Origin of the sequence: Streptomyces sp. NPDC048612 (genome assembly GCF_043199295.1) — a bacterium.
Taxonomy (GTDB): Bacteria; Actinomycetota; Actinomycetes; order Streptomycetales; family Streptomycetaceae; genus Streptomyces.
The window spans coordinates 65684-84500 of sequence record NZ_JBICVV010000024.1; the positions used below are offsets into that span (position 1 = coordinate 65684).

An 18817-nucleotide genomic window follows, 5' to 3' on the forward strand; every position below is an offset into this window, starting at 1 on the left:
GGGGTCTGAAACGGGGGTCCTGGGGCCGGCCGGGGTAGCCATCGCTGACTCCCCGGCCGGACTCCCGTCAGACCTCTTCGACGCTGCTCGGCTCGCGCCGGGACAGGTCGATGCCGAGCTCCTCCGCAGCGCGGAAGACGTCCTCGTCGGTGTCGCGCATCTCGATGGACATGCCGTCCGAGGACAGCACCTCCACGTTGAGGCACAGGGACTGCATTTCCTTGATGAGCACCTTGAAGGACTCGGGAATGCCGGGCTCGGGGATGTTCTCGCCCTTGACGATGGCCTCGTAGACCTTCACGCGGCCGGTCACGTCGTCGGACTTGATCGTCAGCAGCTCCTGGAGGGCGTACGCGGCGCCGTAAGCCTCCAGCGCCCACACCTCCATCTCACCGAACCGCTGGCCACCGAACTGAGCCTTACCACCCAGCGGCTGCTGGGTGATCATCGAGTACGGACCGGTCGAGCGCGCGTGCAGCTTGTCGTCGACCAGGTGGTGCAGCTTGAGGATGTACATGTACCCGACCGAGATCGGGTCCGGGAACGGCTCACCGGAGCGGCCGTCGAAGAGCTGCGCCTTGCCGGAGCCCTTGACCATCCGCTCGCCGTCGCGGTTGGGGAGCGTCGAGTCGAAGAGACCCGCCAGCTCGTCCTCGCGCGCGCCGTCGAAGACCGGGGTGGCGACATTGGTGCGCGGCGCGACGTCGTCGGCGCCGATCGCCTGCAGCCGGCGCTGCCAGTCCTCGCCGCCCTCGACCTTCCAGCCCTGGCTGGCGAGCCAGCCGAGGTGGATCTCCAGGACCTGTCCCGGGTTCATTCGGGACGGGACACCCAGCGGGTTGAGGATGATGTCGACCGGGGTGCCGTCCTCCAGGAACGGCATGTCCTCGACCGGCAGGATCTTCGAGATGACGCCCTTGTTGCCGTGACGGCCGGCGAGCTTGTCACCGTCGGTGATCTTGCGCTTCTGCGCGACGTAGACGCGGACCAGCTGGTTCACGCCCGGGGGCAGCTCGTCGCCCTCTTCACGGTCGAAGACGCGGACGCCGATGACCTTGCCGATCTCACCGTGCGGCACCTTCAGCGAGGTGTCACGGACCTCGCGCGCCTTCTCACCGAAGATCGCGCGGAGCAGCCGCTCCTCGGGGGTCAGCTCGGTCTCACCCTTGGGCGTGACCTTGCCGACGAGGATGTCGCCGGCCACGACCTCGGCACCGATACGGATGATGCCGCGCTCGTCGAGGTCGGAGAGGACCTCCTCGGAGACGTTCGGGATGTCCCGGGTGATCTCCTCGGGGCCCAGCTTGGTGTCACGGGCGTCGACCTCGTGCTCCTCGATGTGGATCGAGGAGAGGACGTCGTCCTGCACGAGGCGCTGCGACAGGATGATCGCGTCCTCGTAGTTGTGGCCCTCCCACGGCATGAACGCCACGAGCAGGTTCTTGCCGAGCGCCATCTCGCCTTCGTCCGTGGACGGACCGTCGGCGAGGACCTGGCCCTCGATGACCCGCGCGCCCTCGTCCACGACGACCTTCTGGTTGAAGGAGGTGCCCTGGTTGGAGCGGGTGAACTTGGCGACGCGGTACGTGGTGTACGTGCCGTCGTCGTTGGCGACGGTGATGTAGTCCGCAGAGACCTCCTGGACCACACCGTCCTTCTCGGCCTTGATGACGTCGCCGGCGTCGACCGCGCAGCGGTACTCCATGCCGGTGCCGACCAGCGGCGACTCCGCCTTGATCAGCGGAACGGCCTGGCGCATCATGTTCGATCCCATGAGCGCGCGGTTGGCGTCGTCGTGCTCGAGGAACGGGATCATGGCGGTCGCGGCCGACACCATCTGGCGCGGCGAGACGTCCATGAAGTCCACCTCGTCGGCGGGGACGAGGTCGACCTCGCCGCCACGACGGCGGACCAGCACACGCTGCTCAGAGAAGCGCATGTCGTCGGAGAGCTTCGCGTTCGCCTGGGCGATCAGGAAGCGGTCCTCCTCGTCAGCGGTGAGGTAGTCCACCTCCTCCGTGACCTGGCCGTCGACGACCTTGCGGTAGGGCGTCTCGATGAAGCCGAAGACGTTGACCCGGCCGTAGGAGGCCAGCGAGCCGATCAGACCGATGTTGGGACCTTCAGGGGTCTCGATCGGGCACATGCGGCCGTAGTGCGAGGGGTGCACGTCACGGACGTCCAGGCCGGCCCGCTCACGGGACAGACCACCCGGGCCCAGCGCCGACAGACGGCGCTTGTGGGTCAGACCCGACAGCGGGTTGGTCTGGTCCATGAACTGGGACAGCTGGCTGGTGCCGAAGAACTCCTTGATGGAGGCGACGACCGGCCGGATGTTGATCAGGGTCTGCGGCGTGATCGCCTCGACGTCCTGGGTGGTCATGCGCTCACGCACGACGCGCTCCATACGGGCGAGACCCGTACGGACCTGGTTCTGGATCAGCTCACCGACGTTGCGCAGACGACGGTTGCCGAAGTGGTCGATGTCGTCGGTCTCGACAACGATGGAGTTGCCGTTCTCGCCGATCGTCTCGGTCTCGCCCGCGTGCAGCTTGACCAGGTACTTGATCGTCGCGATGACGTCATCGGTGGTCAGCACACCGGCGTCGAGCGGCTCGTCGCCGCCGAGCTTCTTGTTGACCTTGTAGCGGCCGACCTTCGCGAGGTCGTAGCGCTTCGGGTTGAAGTACAGGTTCTCCAGCAGCGTCTGCGCGGCCTCGCGCGTCGGCGGCTCGCCCGGACGCAGCTTGCGGTAGATGTCCAGCAGCGCGTCGTCCTGGCCCTGGGTGTGGTCCTTCTCCAGGGTGGCGCGCATCGACTCGTACTCGCCGAACTCCTCGAGGATCTGCTCGGTGGTCCACCCGAGCGCCTTGAGCAGGACGGTCACGGACTGCTTGCGCTTGCGGTCGATGCGGACACCGACCATGTCGCGCTTGTCGATCTCCATCTCCAGCCAGGCACCCCGGGACGGGATGATCTTGGCGGAGAAGATGTCCTTGTCGGACGTCTTGTCGATGGAGCTGTCGAAGTACACGCCCGGCGAGCGCACCAGCTGCGAGACGACGACACGCTCGGTGCCGTTGATGCAGAAGGTGCCCTTGTTCGTCATGAGCGGGAAGTCGCCCATGAAGACCGTCTGGGACTTGATCTCGCCGGTCTCGTTGTTCGTGAACTCAGCGGTGACGAAGAGCGGAGCCGCGTACGTGAAGTCGCGCTCCTTGCACTCGTCGATGGAGTTCTTCGGGGGCTCGAAGCGGTGGTCGCGGAACGTCAGCGACATCGACCCGGAGAAGTCCTCGATCGGGGAGATCTCTTCGAAGATCTCTTCCAGACCGGACTTGGTGGGGACTTCCTGCCCACTCTCCAGCGCAGCCTCGACGCGACCCTTCCATGCGGCATTGCCGAGCAGCCAGTCGAAGCTTTCGGTCTGCAGCGCAAGGAGGTTAGGAACCCCGAGGGGCTCCTTGATCTTCGCAAAAGAGATGCGCAGCGGGGCGGTGCTGTCGCCGTTGTTCGTATTGGCAGTCGAGGCGTTGCGCGAGGCGGCCAAGAGGGGGTCCTTCCGAGGGCTCGGACTCACTACGCGCGTACCGGTCCCGAATCGAGCAGACTGAGGGAAAGCCCAGATCAGGGCAGATCATTCAGCTTTGCTCGGGCTCGGGTATGCCCCTGGTGACGGGCAGGGAGCAGCTAACAGGCAGCGCAAAGGGTCAGTGTAGCCACTTGGCACACTGATGTCCAGAGCGAGTTTCCGGAGACCGGTTCAGCACCGTGATACCGATCTTCTCCCTCCGGGAGGTCACGCCCTCCGCACCGGAGGAAGTCCTCGTTGTTTGTTCTTCTCAATGCCATGCGCCTGCCGAAAGCCCTGCGCCAGTGGCGCACACCGATGCTTCCCTCTTCGTCCGCGATCCATGCCTCGAACCCTGGATCGCTTCTGCGTCGCGTCCCGAGAATTGCGCGCCGCGTCCGGTTCGTCAAGGCCCCCCACCTCAGGGAGATCGTCACATGGGGGCACGTCCGGGCAACGAAGATCACCATACTCGCACTCAGGCGCGAGGCAATGCAGCCGTGGCGAGCACGCCGAAGGGCGACCACCCGCATGGGTGATCGCCCTTGGCTGCTGTCCGGCGCGCCAGCGGCGCTGTGGACGTGAGTCAGAGACTCAGTGGGGTCACTTGACCTCGACGGAGGCGCCGGCGCCCTTGAGGGACTCGGCGGCCTTCTCGGCGGCGTCCTTGGCGACCTTCTCGAGGACGGGCTTCGGGGTGCCGTCGACGAGGTCCTTGGCCTCCTTCAGGCCCAGGGAGGTCAGCTCACGCACGACCTTGATGACCTGGATCTTCTTGTCGCCCGCACCGGTGAGGATGACGTCGAACTCGTCCTGCTCCTCGGCCTCGGCGGCGGCCGGGGCGGCCGGGGCGCCGGCGGCGGCAACGGCGACGGGGGCGGCGGCCTCGACGTCGAACTTGTCCTCGAACGCCTTCACGAACTCGGAGAGCTCGATGAGGGTCATGCCCTCGAACTGCGCGAGCAGGTCTTCCTGGCTGAGCTTCGCCATGGTGGCGGTCCTTCCACTAATTCGGCTGGTGCCGGATGTACATGTCTGGCGGGCGTACTACGGGCCCGCTGGGCGTCCGAGTGATTACTCGGCAGCCTCGGCGGGAGCCGGCGTACCGGCACCGCCCTGCTCGACCTTGCTGCGAAGCGCGTCCGCGGTGCGGGCGAACTTCGTGAGCGGGGCCTGGAAGGTCGCCGCGGCCTTGGCCGTGGACGCCTTCATGCCACCCGCCAGCTTGGCGAGCAGAACCTCGCGGGACTCGAGGTCCGCAAGCTTCTTGATGTCGTCGGCGGACAGCGCCTTACCCTCAAGGACACCGCCCTTGATGACGAGAGAGGGGTTTACCTTGGCGAAGTCACGAAGACCCTTCGCCGCCGTGACCGGGTCACCGGTCACGAAGGCAACAGCGGTCGAGCCCTCAAGGTGCTCGTCCAGCTGAATCCCGGCCTCCTTGGCCGCGATCTTGGTCAGCGTGTTCTTCACCACACGGTACTGAGCGTTCTCGCCGAGAGAACGACGCAGCTCCTTGAGCTGCGCCACAGTCAGTCCGGTGTAAGAAGTCACAACAGCTGCGTTGGAGTCACGGAGCTTAGAAGTGATCTCCTCAACGGCTGCGATCTTGTCAGACGTCGCCATGAGCCTCGGCCTCCTTCCGGGTGATGAGGACCGCGCAGAAGGGGCTGGGCAAAACAAACGCCCCGGCGCAGGCGCGCGGGGCGTACTCGACCTGGGCGGAATCCGCTCGGGAGTTCATCCATACACACCTGCGCAGGCCGTCCGCAGCTAGCGGATCCTTCGGCCACTGCCCGTCCGGGTTCGGACGCACAGAGACAACCAGCGGTCTTTGGCTTCCGCATACGGTACGGGAGAGCCCTGCGTCAGGCAAATCGACCGCGAGGGGGTGCCTGACGCGCTCCGGGCCGCAGGAGCGCCTTCCCCGAACCGGCCCGCCCCGGAGGTCACATGGGGCGCCGGAGGGCGGCACAGCATGCGTCGGGCCCCGCTCTCCACGTGGGAGAGCGGGGCCCGACAACAGTGGTCACACGCCAGGCGCGCCGATCCGGGAGATCAGACGGCCTCGTCCTCGACGAGGAGGTTGCGGGTGCGGTTGGCGTCCAGCGGGATGCCGGGGCCCATCGTGGTGGTGATGGTCGCCTTCTTGATGTAGCGGCCCTTGGCGGCGGACGGCTTGAGGCGGGTGATCTCCTCGAGCGCCGCGGCGTAGTTCTCCACCAGCTTGGTCTCGTCGAAGGAGACCTTGCCGATGATGAAGTGGAGGTTCGCGTGCTTGTCCACGCGGAACTCGATCTTGCCGCCCTTGATGTCGGTGACAGCCTTGGCGACATCCGGGGTGACGGTGCCGGTCTTCGGGTTCGGCATCAGACCACGGGGACCGAGCACGCGGCCGAGGCGGCCGACCTTGCCCATGAGGTCCGGGGTGGCGACGACGGCGTCGAAGTCCAGACGGCCCTTGGAGACCTCGTCGATCAGTTCGTCCGAGCCGACGATGTCGGCGCCGGCGGCTTCCGCGGCCGCAGCACGGTCACCGGTCGCGAAGACCAGGACCCGGGCGGTCTTACCGGTGCCGTGCGGGAGGTTCACGGTGCCACGGACCATCTGGTCGGCCTTGCGCGGGTCGACACCCAGACGCATGGCGACCTCGACGGTCGCGTCGAACTTGACGGACGTGGTGTCCTTCGCGAGACGGACGGCCTCGAGGGGGGCGTACACGCGCTCCCGGTCGATCTTCGCGTCCGCGGTGCGAAGAGTCTTGCTGCGCTTCACTTCTGCTCCTGGTGCAGTGGGGTGGAGTCGTGGTGCGGACCAGCGCCTGGTCCTGCCACGCGGTGCCGAAACAGGCTGAGGATCAGCCCTCGATCGTGATGCCCATGGAGCGGGCGGTGCCAGCGATGATCTTCTCGGCGGAGTCCAGGTCGTTGGCGCTCAGGTCGGGCATCTTGGTGCTGGCGATCTCGCGGACCTGGTCGCGGGTGATCTTGGCGACCTTGGTCTTGTGCGGCTCGCCGGAGCCCTTCGCCACGCCCGCGGCCTTCAGGATGAGCTTCGCGGCCGGCGGGGTCTTGGTGATGAAGGTGAAGGAACGGTCCTCGTAGACCGTGATCTCCACCGGCACGACCATGCCACGCTGCGACTCGGTCGCGGCGTTGTAGGCCTTGCAGAACTCCATGATGTTGACGCCGTGCTGACCCAGCGCGGGGCCGACCGGCGGAGCCGGGTTCGCGGCACCGGCCTGGATCTGGAGCTTGATAAGCCCCGTGACCTTCTTCTTCTTGGGAGGCATGCTCTCTCCGGGTCCTAGTGAGAGGTGTTTCGCCGATCCACCCGGTCATCCGGATGGAGGCATACCGCACTACGATAACGGGTATGGTCGCGCGGCCAAAAACCGAGCAGGTCAGACCGGCTGTGAGCCCGTCTGACCTGATCGATGTGGCTGGTGTTCCGGAAGAACCTAGTTCTTCTGGATCTGGTCGAAGCTCAGCTCGACCGGGGTCTCGCGGCCGAAGATCTCGACGAGGCCCTTGACCTTCTTCGAGTCGGCGTTGATCTCGTTGATCGTCGCCTGCAGCGTCGCGAAGGGACCGTCGGTGACGGTGACGGAGTCGCCCACCTCGAAGTCCAGCACCTGGACCTCGACCTTGCGGGACGGCGCCGGCTTGCCCTCGGCCGCGGCGGCCTCCTTGGCGGCCTTCTCCTCGGCCTCCGGGGCGAGCATCTTGACGATCTCGTCCAGCGTCAGCGGGTAGGGGTCGTAGGCGTTGCCCACGAAGCCCGTGACACCCGGCGTGTTGCGGACGACGCCCCAGGACTCGTTCGTCAGGTCCATGCGCACCAGCACGTAGCCCGGGAGCTTGTTCTGGCGGATGGTCTTGCGCTCGCCGTTCTTGATCTGGGCGACCTCTTCCTGCGGCACCTCGGCCTGGAAGATGTAGTCCTCGACGTTCAGCGAGACGGCGCGCTGCTCAAGGTTGGTCTTCACGCGGTTCTCGTAACCCGCGTAGGTGTGGATGACGTACCACTCACCGGGGAGGCCGCGGAGTTCGTCACGGAGGGCGGCGACCGGGTCGACCGGCTCCTCTTCCTCCTCGGCGTCTTCGCCGGTGACCTCGTCCTCGTCCTCGACGTGCACCGCCGCGTCCTCGGCGGGCTCGCCGTCGGCGGCTTCCTCGGCGTCCAGCTCGTCGACCTCGTCGGCGGCCTGGACGGTCTCGAGTTCGGTGTCGTCGCCCTGGACCTCGGCCGAGGCAGCCGCGTCCACGTCGGCCGCTGCCGTCTCGGCGGAGTCGGCGGCGTCGTTCAGGTTCGGGTCAGACACGGTGGCTGCTTCTTCCTGGCTTCAAGGGGTTGAACATGCGAAACGGGCGCCCGCTGAGGCGCCCTCCGCGGGATCAGCCGAAGACGTACCCGACGACTCGGTTGATTCCCAAGTCAATCACGGTTACGAGACCGATGATGATGACAACGAAGACGATCACCACGGTGGTGTACGTCGACAGCTGGCTGCGCGTGGGCCAGACGACCTTGCGGAGCTCCGCCACGACCTGGCGGTAGAAGAGCGCGAGGCGGGCGAACGGGCCCTTCTTGCCGCGCTTGCCGCCGCGGCGGGGCTTCTTCTGGGACTCTGCGGTCTCGTCCTCGGAACGACCGCGCTCAGGCATGTCGATGGAGCCCAGGGCGTCCGTCACTCGTCCTCACCTGAATCCGGGTCGTGGCCGTGCCGCGCCCGGTTGAGCCGCACGGCGGTGCATTTCATACGTACGCGTGCACGCACTGTGATGACGAAGTGCGTGTAGCAGGGCCGGAGGGACTTGAACCCCCAACCGCTGGTTTTGGAGACCAGTGCTCTACCAATTGAGCTACGACCCTTTGTGGTTCCCCCAACCTACCGCATGCGGCCGACTGCACTACGTGCGTGCACCGCGGCGGCCTGTTGGGAGCCAACGGTCAGCGAGTGTACGTGTTTCGGAGCCAGGCGTCGAACAGAAACGTGCCGGGTGGTGCCCGCCGACAATGTGCCGGGCCCGTCAGAGGTCTGGGACGATGCGGATATGAGCGCTGCCACTCCTCCCGTTTCGTCCGCCGGTGACCGCCGGGTATCGGCCCGCGTCGGGGCGATCTCCGAGTCCGCGACCCTCGCCGTCGACGCCAAGGCGAAGGCCCTCAAGGCCGCCGGGCGCCCGGTGATCGGCTTCGGTGCCGGTGAGCCCGACTTCCCCACGCCCGACTACATCGTCGAGGCGGCGACCGAGGCCTGCCGCAACCCGAAGTACCACCGCTACACCCCGGCCGGCGGCCTCCCCGAGCTGAAGTCCGCCATCGTCGCGAAGACCCTGCGGGACTCCGGCTACGAGATCGAGGCCGCGAACGTCCTGGTGACGAACGGCGGCAAGCAGGCGATCTACGAGGCGTTCGCCGCGATCCTGGACCCGGGCGACGAGGTCATCGTCCCGGCGCCGTACTGGACCACCTACCCCGAGTCGATCCGTCTGGCCGGCGGTGTGCCGGTCGACGTCGTCGCGGACGAGACCACCGGCTACCGGGTGACCGTGGAGCAGCTGGAGGCGGCGCGTACGGACCGCACGAAGGTGCTGCTCTTCGTCTCGCCGTCGAACCCGACCGGCGCGGTCTACACCCGCGAGCAGGTCGAGGCGGTCGGCCGCTGGGCCGCCGAGCACGGCCTGTGGGTGCTGACCGACGAGATCTACGAGCACCTGGTCTACGGCGACGCCACGTTCTCGTCGCTGCCGGTGGTCGTGCCGGAGCTGCGCGACAGGTGCGTCATCGTCAACGGCGTGGCGAAGACGTACGCGATGACCGGCTGGCGGGTGGGCTGGGCGATCGGCCCCAAGGACGTCATCAAGGCCGCCACGAACCTCCAGTCGCACGCCACGTCCAATGTGTCCAACGTCGCCCAGGCAGCGGCCCTCGCGGCGGTCTCCGGGGATCTGGCGGCCGTCGAGGAGATGAAGGTCGCCTTCGACCGGCGCCGGAAGACCATCGTGCGGATGCTCAACGAGATCGACGGGGTGCTGTGCCCGGAGCCGGAGGGCGCGTTCTACGCGTACCCGTCGGTGAAGGAGCTGCTGGGCAAGGAGATCCGCGGCAAGCGCCCGCAGACCAGCGTCGAGCTGGCCGAGCTGATCCTGGAGGAGGCGGAGGTCGCCGTCGTCCCCGGTGAGGCCTTCGGCACCCCCGGCTATCTGCGGCTGTCGTACGCGCTGGGCGACGAGGACCTGGTCGAGGGCGTGTCGCGCATCCAGAAGCTGCTGGCGGACGCCAAATAGGCGGCTGTCCCGTCCACGGGCCCCGGAAGCGCTGCCGGGGCCCGTACGCGCATTCCACCGGACACCCCTTCGGGAAAGGGCCTACCGGCGCCCGCCCGCATACGGCAAGATCTTCGGATGGAGAGCGTTCGTGCCCGCGGCGGAGCCGCCAGTCGAGACCTGCGCCGACTGCCGAAGGCCCATCTGCACCTGCACTTCACCGGTTCGATGCGGTCCGCGACCCTGCTGGACCTCGCCGACAAGTACGGCGTGCACCTGCCGGAGGCGCTGCGCAGCGGTGAGCCTCCCCAGCTGCGGGCCACCGATGAGCGGGGCTGGTTCCGTTTCCAGCGGCTGTACGACATCGCGCGCTCGTGCCTGCGGACGCCGGAGGACATCCAGCGGCTGGTGCGCGAGGCCGCAGAGGAGGACGTCCGCGACGGGTCGCGGTGGCTGGAGATCCAGGTCGACCCGACCTCGTACGCCCCGCGGCTGGGCGGGCTGATCCCGGCCCTGGAGATCATCCTGGACGCGGTGCGCAGCGCCTCGCGCGACACCGGTCTCGGCATCCGTGTCCTGGTGGCCGCGAACCGGATGAAGCACCCCCTGGACGCCCGTACGCTGGCCCGTCTCGCGGTGCGCTACGCCGACCACGGTGTGATCGGTTTCGGGCTGTCCAACGACGAACGCCGGGGTTTCGCCCGGGACTTCGACCGTGCCTTCGCCATCGCCCGGGAGGGCGGCCTGCTGGCGGCGCCGCACGGCGGCGAGCTGTCGGGGCCGGCCAGCGTCCGGGACTGCCTGGACGATCTGCACGCCGGCCGGGTCGGGCACGGCGTACGGGCCGCCGAGGACCCCGTGCTGCTGCGCCGGCTGGCCTCGCGCGGGGTGACCTGCGAGGTGTGCCCGGCGTCGAACGTGGCGCTGGGGGTCTACGAGAAGCCGGAGGATGTGCCGCTGCGGACGCTCTTCGACGCGGGTGTGCCGATGGCGCTGGGCGCGGACGATCCGCTGCTCTTCGGCGCGCGGCTGGCCGCGCAGTACGAGATCGCCCGCAGCGCGCACGGCTTCTCCGACACCGAACTGGCCGAGCTGGCCCGGCAGTCGGTCCGCGGCTCCTGCGCCCCGCAGGACGAGCAGCAGCGGCTCCTGGCGGAGATCGACGCCTGGCTGGCCGCCTGACGGGCCGGCCCGCGCCCGGCGGGAGGCGGCGCCCCGGCCCGCTTCCTAGAGGCTGACGCCGACCGTGACCGGTTCGTTGACGAGGGTGACGCCGAAGGCCGCCCGTACCCCGTCGCGGACCTCGCGGGCCAGGGCGAGCAGGTCCTCGGTGGTGGCCGTGCCGCGGTTGGTGAGCGCGAGGGTGTGCTTGGTGGAGATGCGGGCGGGGCCGCTGCCGTAGCCCTTGGTGAAGCCGGCCCGGTCGATGAGCCAGGCCGCCGAGGTCTTCACCAGGCCGTCGCCGGCCGGGAAGGCGGGCGGGGCGACGTCGGGGCCGAGGCGGTCCTGGACGCGGCGCAGAAAGGCGGTGTGCTCGGCCTCGGTGAGGATCGGGTTGGTGAAGAACGAGCCCGCCGACCAGGTGTCGTGGTCCTCGGGGTCGAGCACCATGCCCTTGCCGGCGCGCAGGGCCAGCACGGTCTCCCGGGCGACGGTGGCCGGGACCCGGTCCCCCGCCTCCACGCCGAGGGCGCGGGCCGTCTCGGGGTACTTCAGGGGCGCGGAGAGGCCCGCGGCGTCCTCCAGGGCGAAGCGCACCCGCAGCACCACGAACCGGTCGGGGTGCTCCTTGAAGCGGCTGTGGCGGTACGAGAAGCCGCACTCCGCGGCGGGGATCGTGACGGTCTCGCCGAGGCGGCGGTCGTAGGCGACGACCTCGGTGATCGTGGCGGAGACCTCCTGGCCGTACGCGCCCACGTTCTGGATCGGGGTGGCGCCCGCGGAGCCGGGGATGCCGGCCAGGCACTCGATGCCCGCCAGTCCCGCCTCGACCGTACGGGCGACCGCGTCGGACCAGTTCTCGCCCGCGGCGAGTGTGAGGGCCGTGCCGTCGAGCGTGAAGCCGCGGGTGGCGATGCGCAGGGCCGTGCCGTCGAAACCCTTGTCGCCGATGACGAGGTTGCTGCCGCCGCCGATGATCAGCAGCGGGGTACCGGCGTCGTCGGCCGCGCGGACGGCGGCGATCACCTCGTCGTCGGTGGTGGCCGTGATGAGGCGGGTGGCCGGACCGCCGAGGCGGAAGGTGGTCAGCGGGGCGAGGGGGGCGTCGTGGAGTTCCTGCACGCGCCCAAGGGTACGGGGGCGGTCCGGCAGCCCTCGGCCGGACGCCCCCGGGCGGCTCCGCTCAGGCGAGGCGGACCACGGCGCGGGACATGCCCAGCACCTTCTGGCCGGCGCTCATCGCGGTGAGGTCGACGCGGACCGTACGGTCGTCGTCGTCCAGCTTGGCGGCGATCTTGGCGCTGACCTCGATCTGTGCGCCGGTGTCGTCGTTGGGGACGATGACGGGCTTGGTGAAGCGCACCCCGTACTCGGCGACCGCGCCCGGGTCACCGGCCCAGTCGGTGACCACCCGGATCGCCTCGGCCATGGTGAACATGCCGTGGGCGATGACGTCCGGGAGCCCGACCTCCTTGGCGAACTTCTCGTTCCAGTGGATCGGGTTGAAGTCGCCGGAGGCGCCCGCGTACCGGACGAGCGTGGCGCGGCTCACGGGGAAGGACTGCGCCGGGAGTTCCGTACCGACCTCGACGTCGTCGTAGGAAATCTTCGCGGTCATCTCAGGCCTCCTTCTCGGCGCGGGCCACCAGCTTGGTGAAGGCGGTCACGACGTGTTCGCCCGCCTCGTCGTGCACCTCGCCGCGGATGTCGATGATGTCGTTGCCGGCCATGGTCTTGATGGCCTCGATGGTGGAGGTGACGGACAGCCGGTCCCCGCTGCGCACCGGCCGGGTGTAGGCGAACTTCTGGTCGCCGTGCACCACCCGGCTGTAGTCCAGGCCGAGTTGGGGGTCCTCGATGACCTGTCCCGCGGCCTTGAATGTGATGGCGAACACAAAAGTCGGCGGGGCGATCACATCGGAGTATCCGAGCGCCTTGGCCGCTTCTGCGTCCGTATAAGCGGGGTTAGGGTCACCGATCGCCTCGGCGAATTCGCGGATCTTTTCCCGGCCGACCTCGTACGGGTCGGTGGGCGGGTACGTGCGTCCGACAAAAGACTGGTCGAGCGCCATGGGCTCGCAACCTCCCTGTACTGATGGTGATAACGCCGTGAGGCCGCCCCCACGAATGGGGACGGCCTCACGAACGAGCCTGTGTTATCGCGTCTCGCGGTGCGCGGTGTGCGACTTGCAACGGGGGCAGTGCTTCTTCATCTCAAGACGGTCCGGGTCGTTACGCCGGTTCTTCTTGGTGATGTAGTTCCGCTCCTTGCACTCCACGCAGGCCAGCGTGATCTTCGGGCGGACGTCGGTGGCAGCCACGTGAGTGCTCCTTGGACGGACGGGTGGTCGGATTAACGCATAAAAGAGTAGCCGATCGGAGGACCGACCCCACAATCGGCTACTGTCAGTAGCGGTGACCGGACTTGAACCGGTGACACAGCGATTATGAGCCGCTTGCTCTACCGACTGAGCTACACCGCTGTGATGCGAGGGGACCCCGCCCGAAGGCGGGAACCTCACACATCAGAGCCCCAATACGGAATCGAACCGTAGACCTTCTCCTTACCATGGAGACGCTCTGCCGACTGAGCTATTGGGGCGAGCGATGAAGACATTACACGGCCCGCCGCCAAACGTGAAATCCGTATCCGGGCCGTGCCCCAGCCGCCCCGCGCACCACACCGGTACGACTATTTCGCGCCTGCGCGAAGCTCTCCCGGCCGCGGCCTAGGCTCGGAAGAACGCTGCGTGATCTTGCACGCCGGGTGCCTTCGAGGAGCGCGATGTCCGACAGCAGTTCGCCGCAGCCGCAGCCGGGAAAACCCGGCGGGCCCGGCCGGTTCGCCAGGCCGGAAGGCGGGGCGCTGGTGTTGTGCGGCGCGCGGCTCGCGGACGGCCGGACGGTGGACGTACGGCTCGGCGGCGGACACATCGAGGCCGTCGGGACGGCCGGCAGCCTCGCCCCACAGGGCGCCCGCGTCGACCTCGCCGGCTACCTCCTGCTGCCCGCCCCGGCCGAGCCCCACGCGCACTGCGACACCGCCCTGACGGCCGACTCCGACGGGCCCGCGTCCAGTTCACCCGAGGACGTCCAGCGGCGGACGACCGAGGCCGCGCTGCTGCAACTGGGGCACGGCGCCACCGCCTCGCGCAGCCACGTACGGATCGGCGACGTCCAGGGCCTGCGCTCGCTGGAGGCGGTGCTGCAGGCCCGCCGGTCGCTGCGCGGGCTGGCCGATCTGGCGGCGGTCGCGGTGCCGCGGGTGCTGACCGGGGTGGCCGGGGCGGACGGGCTGGCGATGCTGCGGGACGCGGTGAAGATGGGTGCCTCGGTCATCGGCGGCTGCCCGGACCTGGACCCCGATCCGGCCGGGTACGTCGAGACGGTGCTGGAGCTGGCCGGGGAGCACGGCTGTCCGGTGGACCTGCACACCGACGGCGACGATCCGGCGCGGCTGGCACGGTTCGCGGCGATGTCGGGCGGGCTGCGGCCGGGCGTCGCCCTCGGGCCGTGCGCCGGGATGGCGCGGATGCCGCGGAGCGTGGCGGCGCGGGTCGCCGAGCAGCTGGCGGCCGCCGGGGTCGCCGTCGTGTGTCTGCCGCAGGGCGACTGCACCGGCCTGGAGCGGTACGGCTCGCGGGTGTCGCGGCCGGCGCCGGTGCGGCTGCTGCGGGCGGCCGGGGTGCGGGTGGCGGCGGGCAGCGGGGCGCTGCGGGACGTGGCGAACCCGGTGGGGCGCGGCGACCCGTTGGAGGCCGCGTATCTGCTGGCCTCCCTGGGGGAGGCGACGCCGGAGGCGGCCTACGGGACGGTGAGTTCGGCGGCGCGGGCGACGCTGGGGCTGCCGGAGGTGCGGGTCGAGGCGGGCTTCCCCGCTGAGCTGCTGGCGGTGCGCGGGGAGCGGATCGCCGGGGTGCTCTCGCTCGCGTACAGCCGGATCGTGATCCACCGCGGGCGGGTGGTCGCCCGGACCAGCGCGGTGCGGGAGTACTGCGACTCGGCGGCGGACGTGGCGCTGGAGCTGCCGCGGCAGTCGCAGCGCTGAGCCGCGGGCGGGGAGTAGGGCCGCTCCCCGGCCGGTCCCGTACGCCGCGGCGGCGGCACCGCGTACGGTCGGGATCATGCGCATTGTCATCGCAGGTGGACATGGTCAGATCGCGCTGCGGCTGGAGCGGTTGCTCGCCAAGCGCGGGGACGAGGTCGCGGGCATCATCCGCCGGCCGGAACAGGCCGGTGACGTGCTGGCCGCGGGAGCCGAACCGGTGGTCTGCGACCTGGAGTCGGCGTCGGTGGAGGACGTCGCCCGGCACATGGACGGCGTCGACGCGGCCGTCTTCGCGGCGGGCGCGGGGCCGGGCAGTGGCATCGAACGCAAGGACACGGTGGACCGCGGCGCGGCGGCGGTCTTCGCGGACGCGGCGGAGGCGGCCGGGGTACGGCGCTTCCTCGTCGTCTCGTCCATGGGCGCGGACCGTGAGCCCCCCGAGGGCACCGACCCGGTCTTCGCGGCGTATTTGCGGGCGAAGGGCGCGGCGGACGCGGACGTACGGGCCCGCGCCGGGCTGGACTGGACGATCCTGCGGCCGGGCCGGCTGACCAACGACCCCGGCACGGACCTGGTGACGCTGGCCGACGCGACCGGCCGCAGCGACGTGACCCGGGACGATGTGGCCGCCGTTCTGGTGGAGCTGCTCGACGAGCCGGGCACCATCGGCCGGACGCTGGAACTGATCGGCGGGGACGTCCCCGTCCGGGAAGCAGTACGGGCGGTGGCCGGGGGCTGAGGGGCAGTGGCGCCCGCGCGTTGCCGCGGGGGCGCGGCCGCGGTGCCGCGGCTGCCGTGACCGGCGTCGCCGAACTCCGGCGCGGCGGCGGGCCGTCCGGCCCTCGGTGCGCCGCCGGCCGGCCCGCTGTGGGCACGCGGAGTCTGACGGCCAGGACGGCTCCCCGCTTCCGAGGCGGGGAGCCGTGCCGAGGCGGGGCGCTACCGGTTGATCAGGTCGACGCACGCCTTGGCGCTGGAGCCCTTGAAACGGGCGCAGAGCTTGCCGTCCATGAAGGGATTGCCCTTAGGGGTCCAGCTGCCCTTGATCTCGTCGCCGTGGCGCTTGGCGGTCATCGTGTGGGTGCCAGCGGCCCAGTTCGTGATGTAGACCGTCGCCTTGCTGCGGTTCCCGGGCGGGTTGGTCCAGGTGGCGGTGATCGTGCCGGGGTACGTGTTGCCGCTCTCGCCGGTGGTCTCGATGCAGACCTGCGGGCCGCTCCAGTTGTGGGTGCACCCCGAGGCGGCGGCGTGCGCCGCCGGCGCGGCGGTGAGGGTGGCGAGGGCGACGGTGCCGGCCAGGGTCAGTATCCGGGTGCGTGCACGTGATCGCACGGTCTTCTCCCTAAGGGACGTGGGGGGACAGTGGGGCAGAAGCCACGGCCCGCCGCTTTGGCGCGTTCGCGTCAGCGGGCCGGGTAGCGATCACCTTAATGATCTTGGTTTCGTGGACGAAACGGAGCCCGGGCGGGACAGGCGGCGCCGCGCCGCCGCGACCGGCCTCGCCGGACCCGGCAAACGAAAAATCCCCTCCGACCTGCTGTGTCAGCAGGTCGGAGGGGATTTCCTCCACTGTGGCGGCGCCAGGATTCGAACCTGGGAAGGCTGAGCCGGCAGATTTACAGTCTGCTCCCTTTGGCCGCTCGGGCACACCGCCTGGGATTGCTGCCGGGAGTCCCGCTCTGGGCGGTGCTCCGTGGCAACGACGTAAACCATACCTGATCGCCGGGGGTGGTTCGCCACTCGATTCGAGAGCGCTGGATCTTGGGCGGGTGGCTAGGCTGGGCAGGCGGTCCGGGACGGGCCGCACCCCTGATGGATCTACGTACGAGGAGCCAACTCAACATGGCCGACTCCAGTTTCGACATCGTCTCGAAGGTAGAGCGGCAGGAGGTCGACAACGCCCTCAACCAGGCCGCCAAGGAGATCTCGCAGCGCTACGACTTCAAGGGCGTGGGCGCGTCGATCGAGTGGTCGGGCGAGAAGATCGAGATGCGGGCCAACGCCGAGGAGCGGGTGAAGGCCGTACTCGACATCTTCCAGTCCAAGCTGGTCAAGCGCGGGATCTCGCTGAAGGCGCTGGACGCCGGCGAGCCGCAGGCCTCGGGCAAGGAGTACAAGATCTTCGCCTCGATCGAGGAGGGGATCTCGCAGGACAACGCCAAGAAGGTCGCCAAGATCATCCGCGATGAGGGCCCGAAGGGCGTCAAGGCGCAGGTGCAGGGCGACGAGCTGCGGGTCAGCTCGAAGAGCCGGGACGACCTGCAGGCGGTGCAGCAGCTGCTGAAGGGCAAGGACCTGGACTTCGCCCTGCAGTTCGTGAACTACCGCTAGGAGCCCGGTTCTCCGGGTGCCACAGGATGGGGCGGCGCGCTGCGGCGTGCCGCCCCACCTGTGTGCCGGGCGGCGCGAGCGCGCCCCCGAGGAGCGCTTGACCTCAATCTCGGTTGAGCTTGCAGGGTCGTGGCATGACTTCTTCACATGAGGCGCCGGCTCGCTCCGGCGCGTTCCGTACCGATGTGTTTCCGCAGGTCCGGCGGGCGGACGCCGGTGCCGTACTGATCAGTGAGTGGGATGCCGGGAGCCCGGCGGGGCAACGGGCCGTCATGGACGGGGTCGCCCGTGCCTGGGAGGAGACGCCGCTGCCGGCGGGCTTCCTGTCGCGGGTGCTGTTCGCCGGGACGGACGGGCGCCATGTGCTCAACTACGCGCAGTGGACGAGCCACGCGGCACATGAGGAGTTCGTACGGACCGAGAGCACCGGGCTGAGCGGGCGGATCGCGGCCGTGCTGGACGGCGTGGGGGACGTCGGCGACGCCGGTCCCGGGCGCTTCCGGCTGTACCGCAGCATGCTGCCGCACGGGGCGCCGCGGGAGCCGGGCTGTGTCGTACGCGTCGCCTTCCGGACGGCGGGGCACGAGGCGGCGCGGGAACTCGTCGACGGCCTGCTGGAGCTGCTCGGTGAGATTCAGCGGGGAGAGGGCGGGATCGCCTCGCACTTCCACATCGCCGAGGACGGCGACCGGGTCGTCAACTACAGCGAGTGGACGGACCCGGAGTCGCACGAACGGGAGGCCGGCGCCCGGCTGCGGCCCGACGGGGAGGTGCTGCGCTTCATCGGGAGCCTGCCGGGCGTCGAACCGCTGGGGTTCCGCCGGTATGTGGCCCCTCGGGGGCTCGTACGGGTCTGAGGCGAGGGGCCGGGCGGGGGCGGGCGGTCAGCGGGCCGCGAAGGGCTCGTCGGTGGGGACGATGTCGCGGCCGAGCGGCATGAGGGAGATCGGGATCATCTTGAAGTTGGCGATGCCGAAGGGGATGCCGATGATCGTCACGCACAGGACGAGGCCGGTGACGATGTGCCCCAGGGCCAGCCACCAGCCCGCGAAGATGATCCAGATGACGTTGCCGATCGCCGAGCCGGCACCGGCGTCCTGGCGTACGACGGTCGTCCGGCCGAAGGGCCACAGGGCGTAGCCCGCGATCCGGAAGGACGCGATGCCGAACGGGATGGTGATGATGAGGATGCAGCAGATGATGCCCGCGGCCAGGTAGCCGAGTGCCAGCCAGAAGCCGCTGAGGATCAGCCAGAGGATGTTGAGGATGAACTTCATGATCAGCAGCCTTCCACGGGCGCGGCGTAGGACGTAACTGCCGGGTGAGACGCTCGGGACCGGGTGAAGCGTTGCGTTCATGATGCGGCGGCCGGCGGGCGGCGGCCACCGCGGCGGCCGTCCGGCCGGAGAGGCCCGGCCGGAGGGCGGCCGCGGC

Annotated in this window: 20 protein-coding genes and 4 tRNA genes; 6 read left to right on the forward strand and 18 right to left on the reverse strand. The window is 69.3% G+C overall.

Going from position 1 to position 18817, the window contains the following annotated elements; all coding sequences use genetic code 11:
- Positions 1 to 67: 67 nt before the first annotated feature.
- The 9 genes from rpoB to ACGFN2_RS29305 all read right to left on the reverse strand — a co-directional run bounded on the left by rpoB (position 68) and on the right by ACGFN2_RS29305 (position 8446).
- The gene (rpoB, locus tag ACGFN2_RS29265) at positions 68 to 3550 is read right to left on the reverse strand and encodes a DNA-directed RNA polymerase subunit beta (RefSeq protein ID WP_362605920.1); all 3483 of its coding nucleotides are present in this window, start codon (positions 3548 to 3550) and stop codon (positions 68 to 70) included.
- Positions 3551 to 4174: 624 nt separating this feature from the next.
- On the reverse strand, positions 4175 to 4561 hold the full coding sequence (gene rplL, locus ACGFN2_RS29270) for a 50S ribosomal protein L7/L12 (protein WP_362605916.1): 387 nt from the start codon (positions 4559 to 4561) through the stop codon (positions 4175 to 4177).
- 84 nt (positions 4562 to 4645) lie between these two features.
- Positions 4646 to 5197 carry a 50S ribosomal protein L10 gene (gene rplJ / locus ACGFN2_RS29275; protein ID WP_362605914.1) on the reverse strand — a complete coding sequence of 184 codons (552 nt, stop codon included), beginning with the start codon at positions 5195 to 5197 and terminating at the stop codon, positions 4646 to 4648.
- Positions 5184 to 5315 (reverse strand): hypothetical protein, encoded by a 132-nt coding sequence (locus tag ACGFN2_RS29280; protein ID WP_362605912.1) that lies wholly within the window; start codon positions 5313 to 5315, stop codon positions 5184 to 5186. Before ACGFN2_RS29280 ends, rplJ begins: the two co-directional genes overlap by 14 nt.
- 314 nt (positions 5316 to 5629) lie before the next feature.
- Positions 5630 to 6346 carry a 50S ribosomal protein L1 gene (gene rplA / locus ACGFN2_RS29285; protein WP_362605909.1) on the reverse strand — a complete coding sequence of 239 codons (717 nt, stop codon included), beginning with the start codon at positions 6344 to 6346 and terminating at the stop codon, positions 5630 to 5632.
- Positions 6347 to 6428: 82 nt separating this feature from the next.
- Positions 6429 to 6863, reverse strand: coding sequence for a 50S ribosomal protein L11 (gene rplK / locus ACGFN2_RS29290; protein WP_362605907.1), 435 nt, complete (start codon positions 6861 to 6863; stop codon positions 6429 to 6431).
- Positions 6864 to 7031: 168 nt separating this feature from the next.
- A complete protein-coding gene (nusG, locus tag ACGFN2_RS29295) occupies positions 7032 to 7895 on the reverse strand; it encodes a transcription termination/antitermination protein NusG (protein ID WP_362605904.1) in 864 nt (287 codons plus the stop codon).
- A gap of 73 nt (positions 7896 to 7968) precedes the next feature.
- On the reverse strand, positions 7969 to 8265 hold the full coding sequence (gene secE / locus ACGFN2_RS29300) for a preprotein translocase subunit SecE (RefSeq protein WP_018090919.1): 297 nt from the start codon (positions 8263 to 8265) through the stop codon (positions 7969 to 7971).
- Between the two features lie 108 nt (positions 8266 to 8373).
- Positions 8374 to 8446: transfer RNA gene (locus ACGFN2_RS29305), tRNA-Trp, on the reverse strand.
- 182 nt (positions 8447 to 8628) lie between these two features.
- On the opposite strand from ACGFN2_RS29305, the gene ACGFN2_RS29310 reads away from it, so the two are divergent.
- Positions 8629 to 9864, forward strand: a complete 1236-nt coding sequence (locus ACGFN2_RS29310; RefSeq protein WP_393365520.1) for a pyridoxal phosphate-dependent aminotransferase — start codon at positions 8629 to 8631, stop codon at positions 9862 to 9864.
- Positions 9865 to 9981: 117 nt separating this feature from the next.
- Positions 9982 to 11025, forward strand: coding sequence for an adenosine deaminase (locus ACGFN2_RS29315; protein ID WP_362605898.1), 1044 nt, complete (start codon positions 9982 to 9984; stop codon positions 11023 to 11025).
- Positions 11026 to 11070: 45 nt separating this feature from the next.
- Here the strand turns inward: ACGFN2_RS29315 and ACGFN2_RS29320 are convergent, their stop codons facing one another.
- The 6 genes from ACGFN2_RS29320 to ACGFN2_RS29345 all read right to left on the reverse strand — a co-directional run bounded on the left by ACGFN2_RS29320 (position 11071) and on the right by ACGFN2_RS29345 (position 13606).
- The gene (locus tag ACGFN2_RS29320; protein ID WP_393365523.1) at positions 11071 to 12126 is read right to left on the reverse strand and encodes a UDP-N-acetylmuramate dehydrogenase; all 1056 of its coding nucleotides are present in this window, start codon (positions 12124 to 12126) and stop codon (positions 11071 to 11073) included.
- 61 nt (positions 12127 to 12187) lie between these two features.
- Positions 12188 to 12622 carry a MaoC family dehydratase gene (locus ACGFN2_RS29325; protein WP_393365525.1) on the reverse strand — a complete coding sequence of 145 codons (435 nt, stop codon included), beginning with the start codon at positions 12620 to 12622 and terminating at the stop codon, positions 12188 to 12190.
- 1 nt (position 12623) lies between these two features.
- The gene (locus ACGFN2_RS29330; protein WP_362605890.1) at positions 12624 to 13076 is read right to left on the reverse strand and encodes a MaoC family dehydratase N-terminal domain-containing protein; all 453 of its coding nucleotides are present in this window, start codon (positions 13074 to 13076) and stop codon (positions 12624 to 12626) included.
- 84 nt (positions 13077 to 13160) lie between these two features.
- Entirely contained in the window at positions 13161 to 13325 is a 165-nt protein-coding gene (gene rpmG, locus ACGFN2_RS29335) for a 50S ribosomal protein L33 (RefSeq protein WP_030986111.1), read from the reverse strand.
- A gap of 89 nt (positions 13326 to 13414) precedes the next feature.
- Positions 13415 to 13487 (reverse strand) — tRNA-Met (locus ACGFN2_RS29340).
- A gap of 46 nt (positions 13488 to 13533) precedes the next feature.
- Positions 13534 to 13606 (reverse strand) — tRNA-Thr (locus ACGFN2_RS29345).
- A 183-nt stretch (positions 13607 to 13789) separates the two neighbouring features.
- Here ACGFN2_RS29345 and ACGFN2_RS29350 point away from each other — a divergent pair.
- A complete protein-coding gene (locus tag ACGFN2_RS29350) occupies positions 13790 to 15052 on the forward strand; it encodes an amidohydrolase family protein (RefSeq protein WP_362605887.1) in 1263 nt (420 codons plus the stop codon).
- A 76-nt stretch (positions 15053 to 15128) separates the two neighbouring features.
- Entirely contained in the window at positions 15129 to 15791 is a 663-nt protein-coding gene (locus tag ACGFN2_RS29355; RefSeq protein ID WP_393365527.1) for an SDR family oxidoreductase, read from the forward strand.
- Between the two features lie 200 nt (positions 15792 to 15991).
- Here ACGFN2_RS29355 and ACGFN2_RS29360 read toward each other — a convergent pair whose 3' ends face one another.
- Together ACGFN2_RS29360 and ACGFN2_RS29365 are read right to left on the reverse strand one after the other, a co-directional pair.
- Positions 15992 to 16384: a hypothetical protein gene (locus tag ACGFN2_RS29360; RefSeq protein WP_362605882.1), complete on the reverse strand. Its 393-nt coding sequence runs from the start codon at positions 16382 to 16384 to the stop codon at positions 15992 to 15994.
- A gap of 240 nt (positions 16385 to 16624) precedes the next feature.
- Positions 16625 to 16706 (reverse strand) — tRNA-Tyr (locus tag ACGFN2_RS29365).
- Between the two features lie 188 nt (positions 16707 to 16894).
- Between ACGFN2_RS29365 and ACGFN2_RS29370 the strand changes: the two genes are divergently transcribed.
- Both ACGFN2_RS29370 and ACGFN2_RS29375 read left to right on the forward strand, forming a co-directional pair.
- Entirely contained in the window at positions 16895 to 17383 is a 489-nt protein-coding gene (locus tag ACGFN2_RS29370) for a YajQ family cyclic di-GMP-binding protein (protein WP_018090929.1), read from the forward strand.
- Positions 17384 to 17517: 134 nt separating this feature from the next.
- Positions 17518 to 18240: an antibiotic biosynthesis monooxygenase gene (locus tag ACGFN2_RS29375; protein ID WP_362605879.1), complete on the forward strand. Its 723-nt coding sequence runs from the start codon at positions 17518 to 17520 to the stop codon at positions 18238 to 18240.
- Between the two features lie 27 nt (positions 18241 to 18267).
- Here ACGFN2_RS29375 and ACGFN2_RS29380 read toward each other — a convergent pair whose 3' ends face one another.
- The gene (locus tag ACGFN2_RS29380; RefSeq protein ID WP_362605876.1) at positions 18268 to 18660 is read right to left on the reverse strand and encodes a YccF domain-containing protein; all 393 of its coding nucleotides are present in this window, start codon (positions 18658 to 18660) and stop codon (positions 18268 to 18270) included.
- Positions 18661 to 18817 lie beyond the last annotated feature (157 nt).

What these genes read in the sequence shown, in the direction of transcription:
- rplL (WP_362605916.1), bottom strand. Translation starts at nt 4,561, where the DNA reads ATGGCGAAGCTCAGCCAGGAAGACCTGCTCGCGCAGTTCGAGGGCATG.
- rplJ (WP_362605914.1), bottom strand. Translation starts at nt 5,197, where the DNA reads ATGGCGACGTCTGACAAGATCGCAGCCGTTGAGGAGATCACTTCTAAG.
- ACGFN2_RS29280 (WP_362605912.1), bottom strand. Translation starts at nt 5,315, where the DNA reads ATGAACTCCCGAGCGGATTCCGCCCAGGTCGAGTACGCCCCGCGCGCC.
- rplK (WP_362605907.1), bottom strand. Translation starts at nt 6,863, where the DNA reads ATGCCTCCCAAGAAGAAGAAGGTCACGGGGCTTATCAAGCTCCAGATC.
- ACGFN2_RS29310 (WP_393365520.1), top strand. Translation starts at nt 8,629, where the DNA reads ATGAGCGCTGCCACTCCTCCCGTTTCGTCCGCCGGTGACCGCCGGGTA.
- ACGFN2_RS29315 (WP_362605898.1), top strand. Translation starts at nt 9,982, where the DNA reads ATGGAGAGCGTTCGTGCCCGCGGCGGAGCCGCCAGTCGAGACCTGCGC.
- ACGFN2_RS29325 (WP_393365525.1), bottom strand. Translation starts at nt 12,622, where the DNA reads ATGACCGCGAAGATTTCCTACGACGACGTCGAGGTCGGTACGGAACTC.
- ACGFN2_RS29330 (WP_362605890.1), bottom strand. Translation starts at nt 13,076, where the DNA reads ATGGCGCTCGACCAGTCTTTTGTCGGACGCACGTACCCGCCCACCGAC.
- ACGFN2_RS29350 (WP_362605887.1), top strand. Translation starts at nt 13,790, where the DNA reads ATGTCCGACAGCAGTTCGCCGCAGCCGCAGCCGGGAAAACCCGGCGGG.
- ACGFN2_RS29355 (WP_393365527.1), top strand. Translation starts at nt 15,129, where the DNA reads ATGCGCATTGTCATCGCAGGTGGACATGGTCAGATCGCGCTGCGGCTG.
- ACGFN2_RS29370 (WP_018090929.1), top strand. Translation starts at nt 16,895, where the DNA reads ATGGCCGACTCCAGTTTCGACATCGTCTCGAAGGTAGAGCGGCAGGAG.
- ACGFN2_RS29375 (WP_362605879.1), top strand. Translation starts at nt 17,518, where the DNA reads ATGACTTCTTCACATGAGGCGCCGGCTCGCTCCGGCGCGTTCCGTACC.
- ACGFN2_RS29380 (WP_362605876.1), bottom strand. Translation starts at nt 18,660, where the DNA reads ATGAAGTTCATCCTCAACATCCTCTGGCTGATCCTCAGCGGCTTCTGG.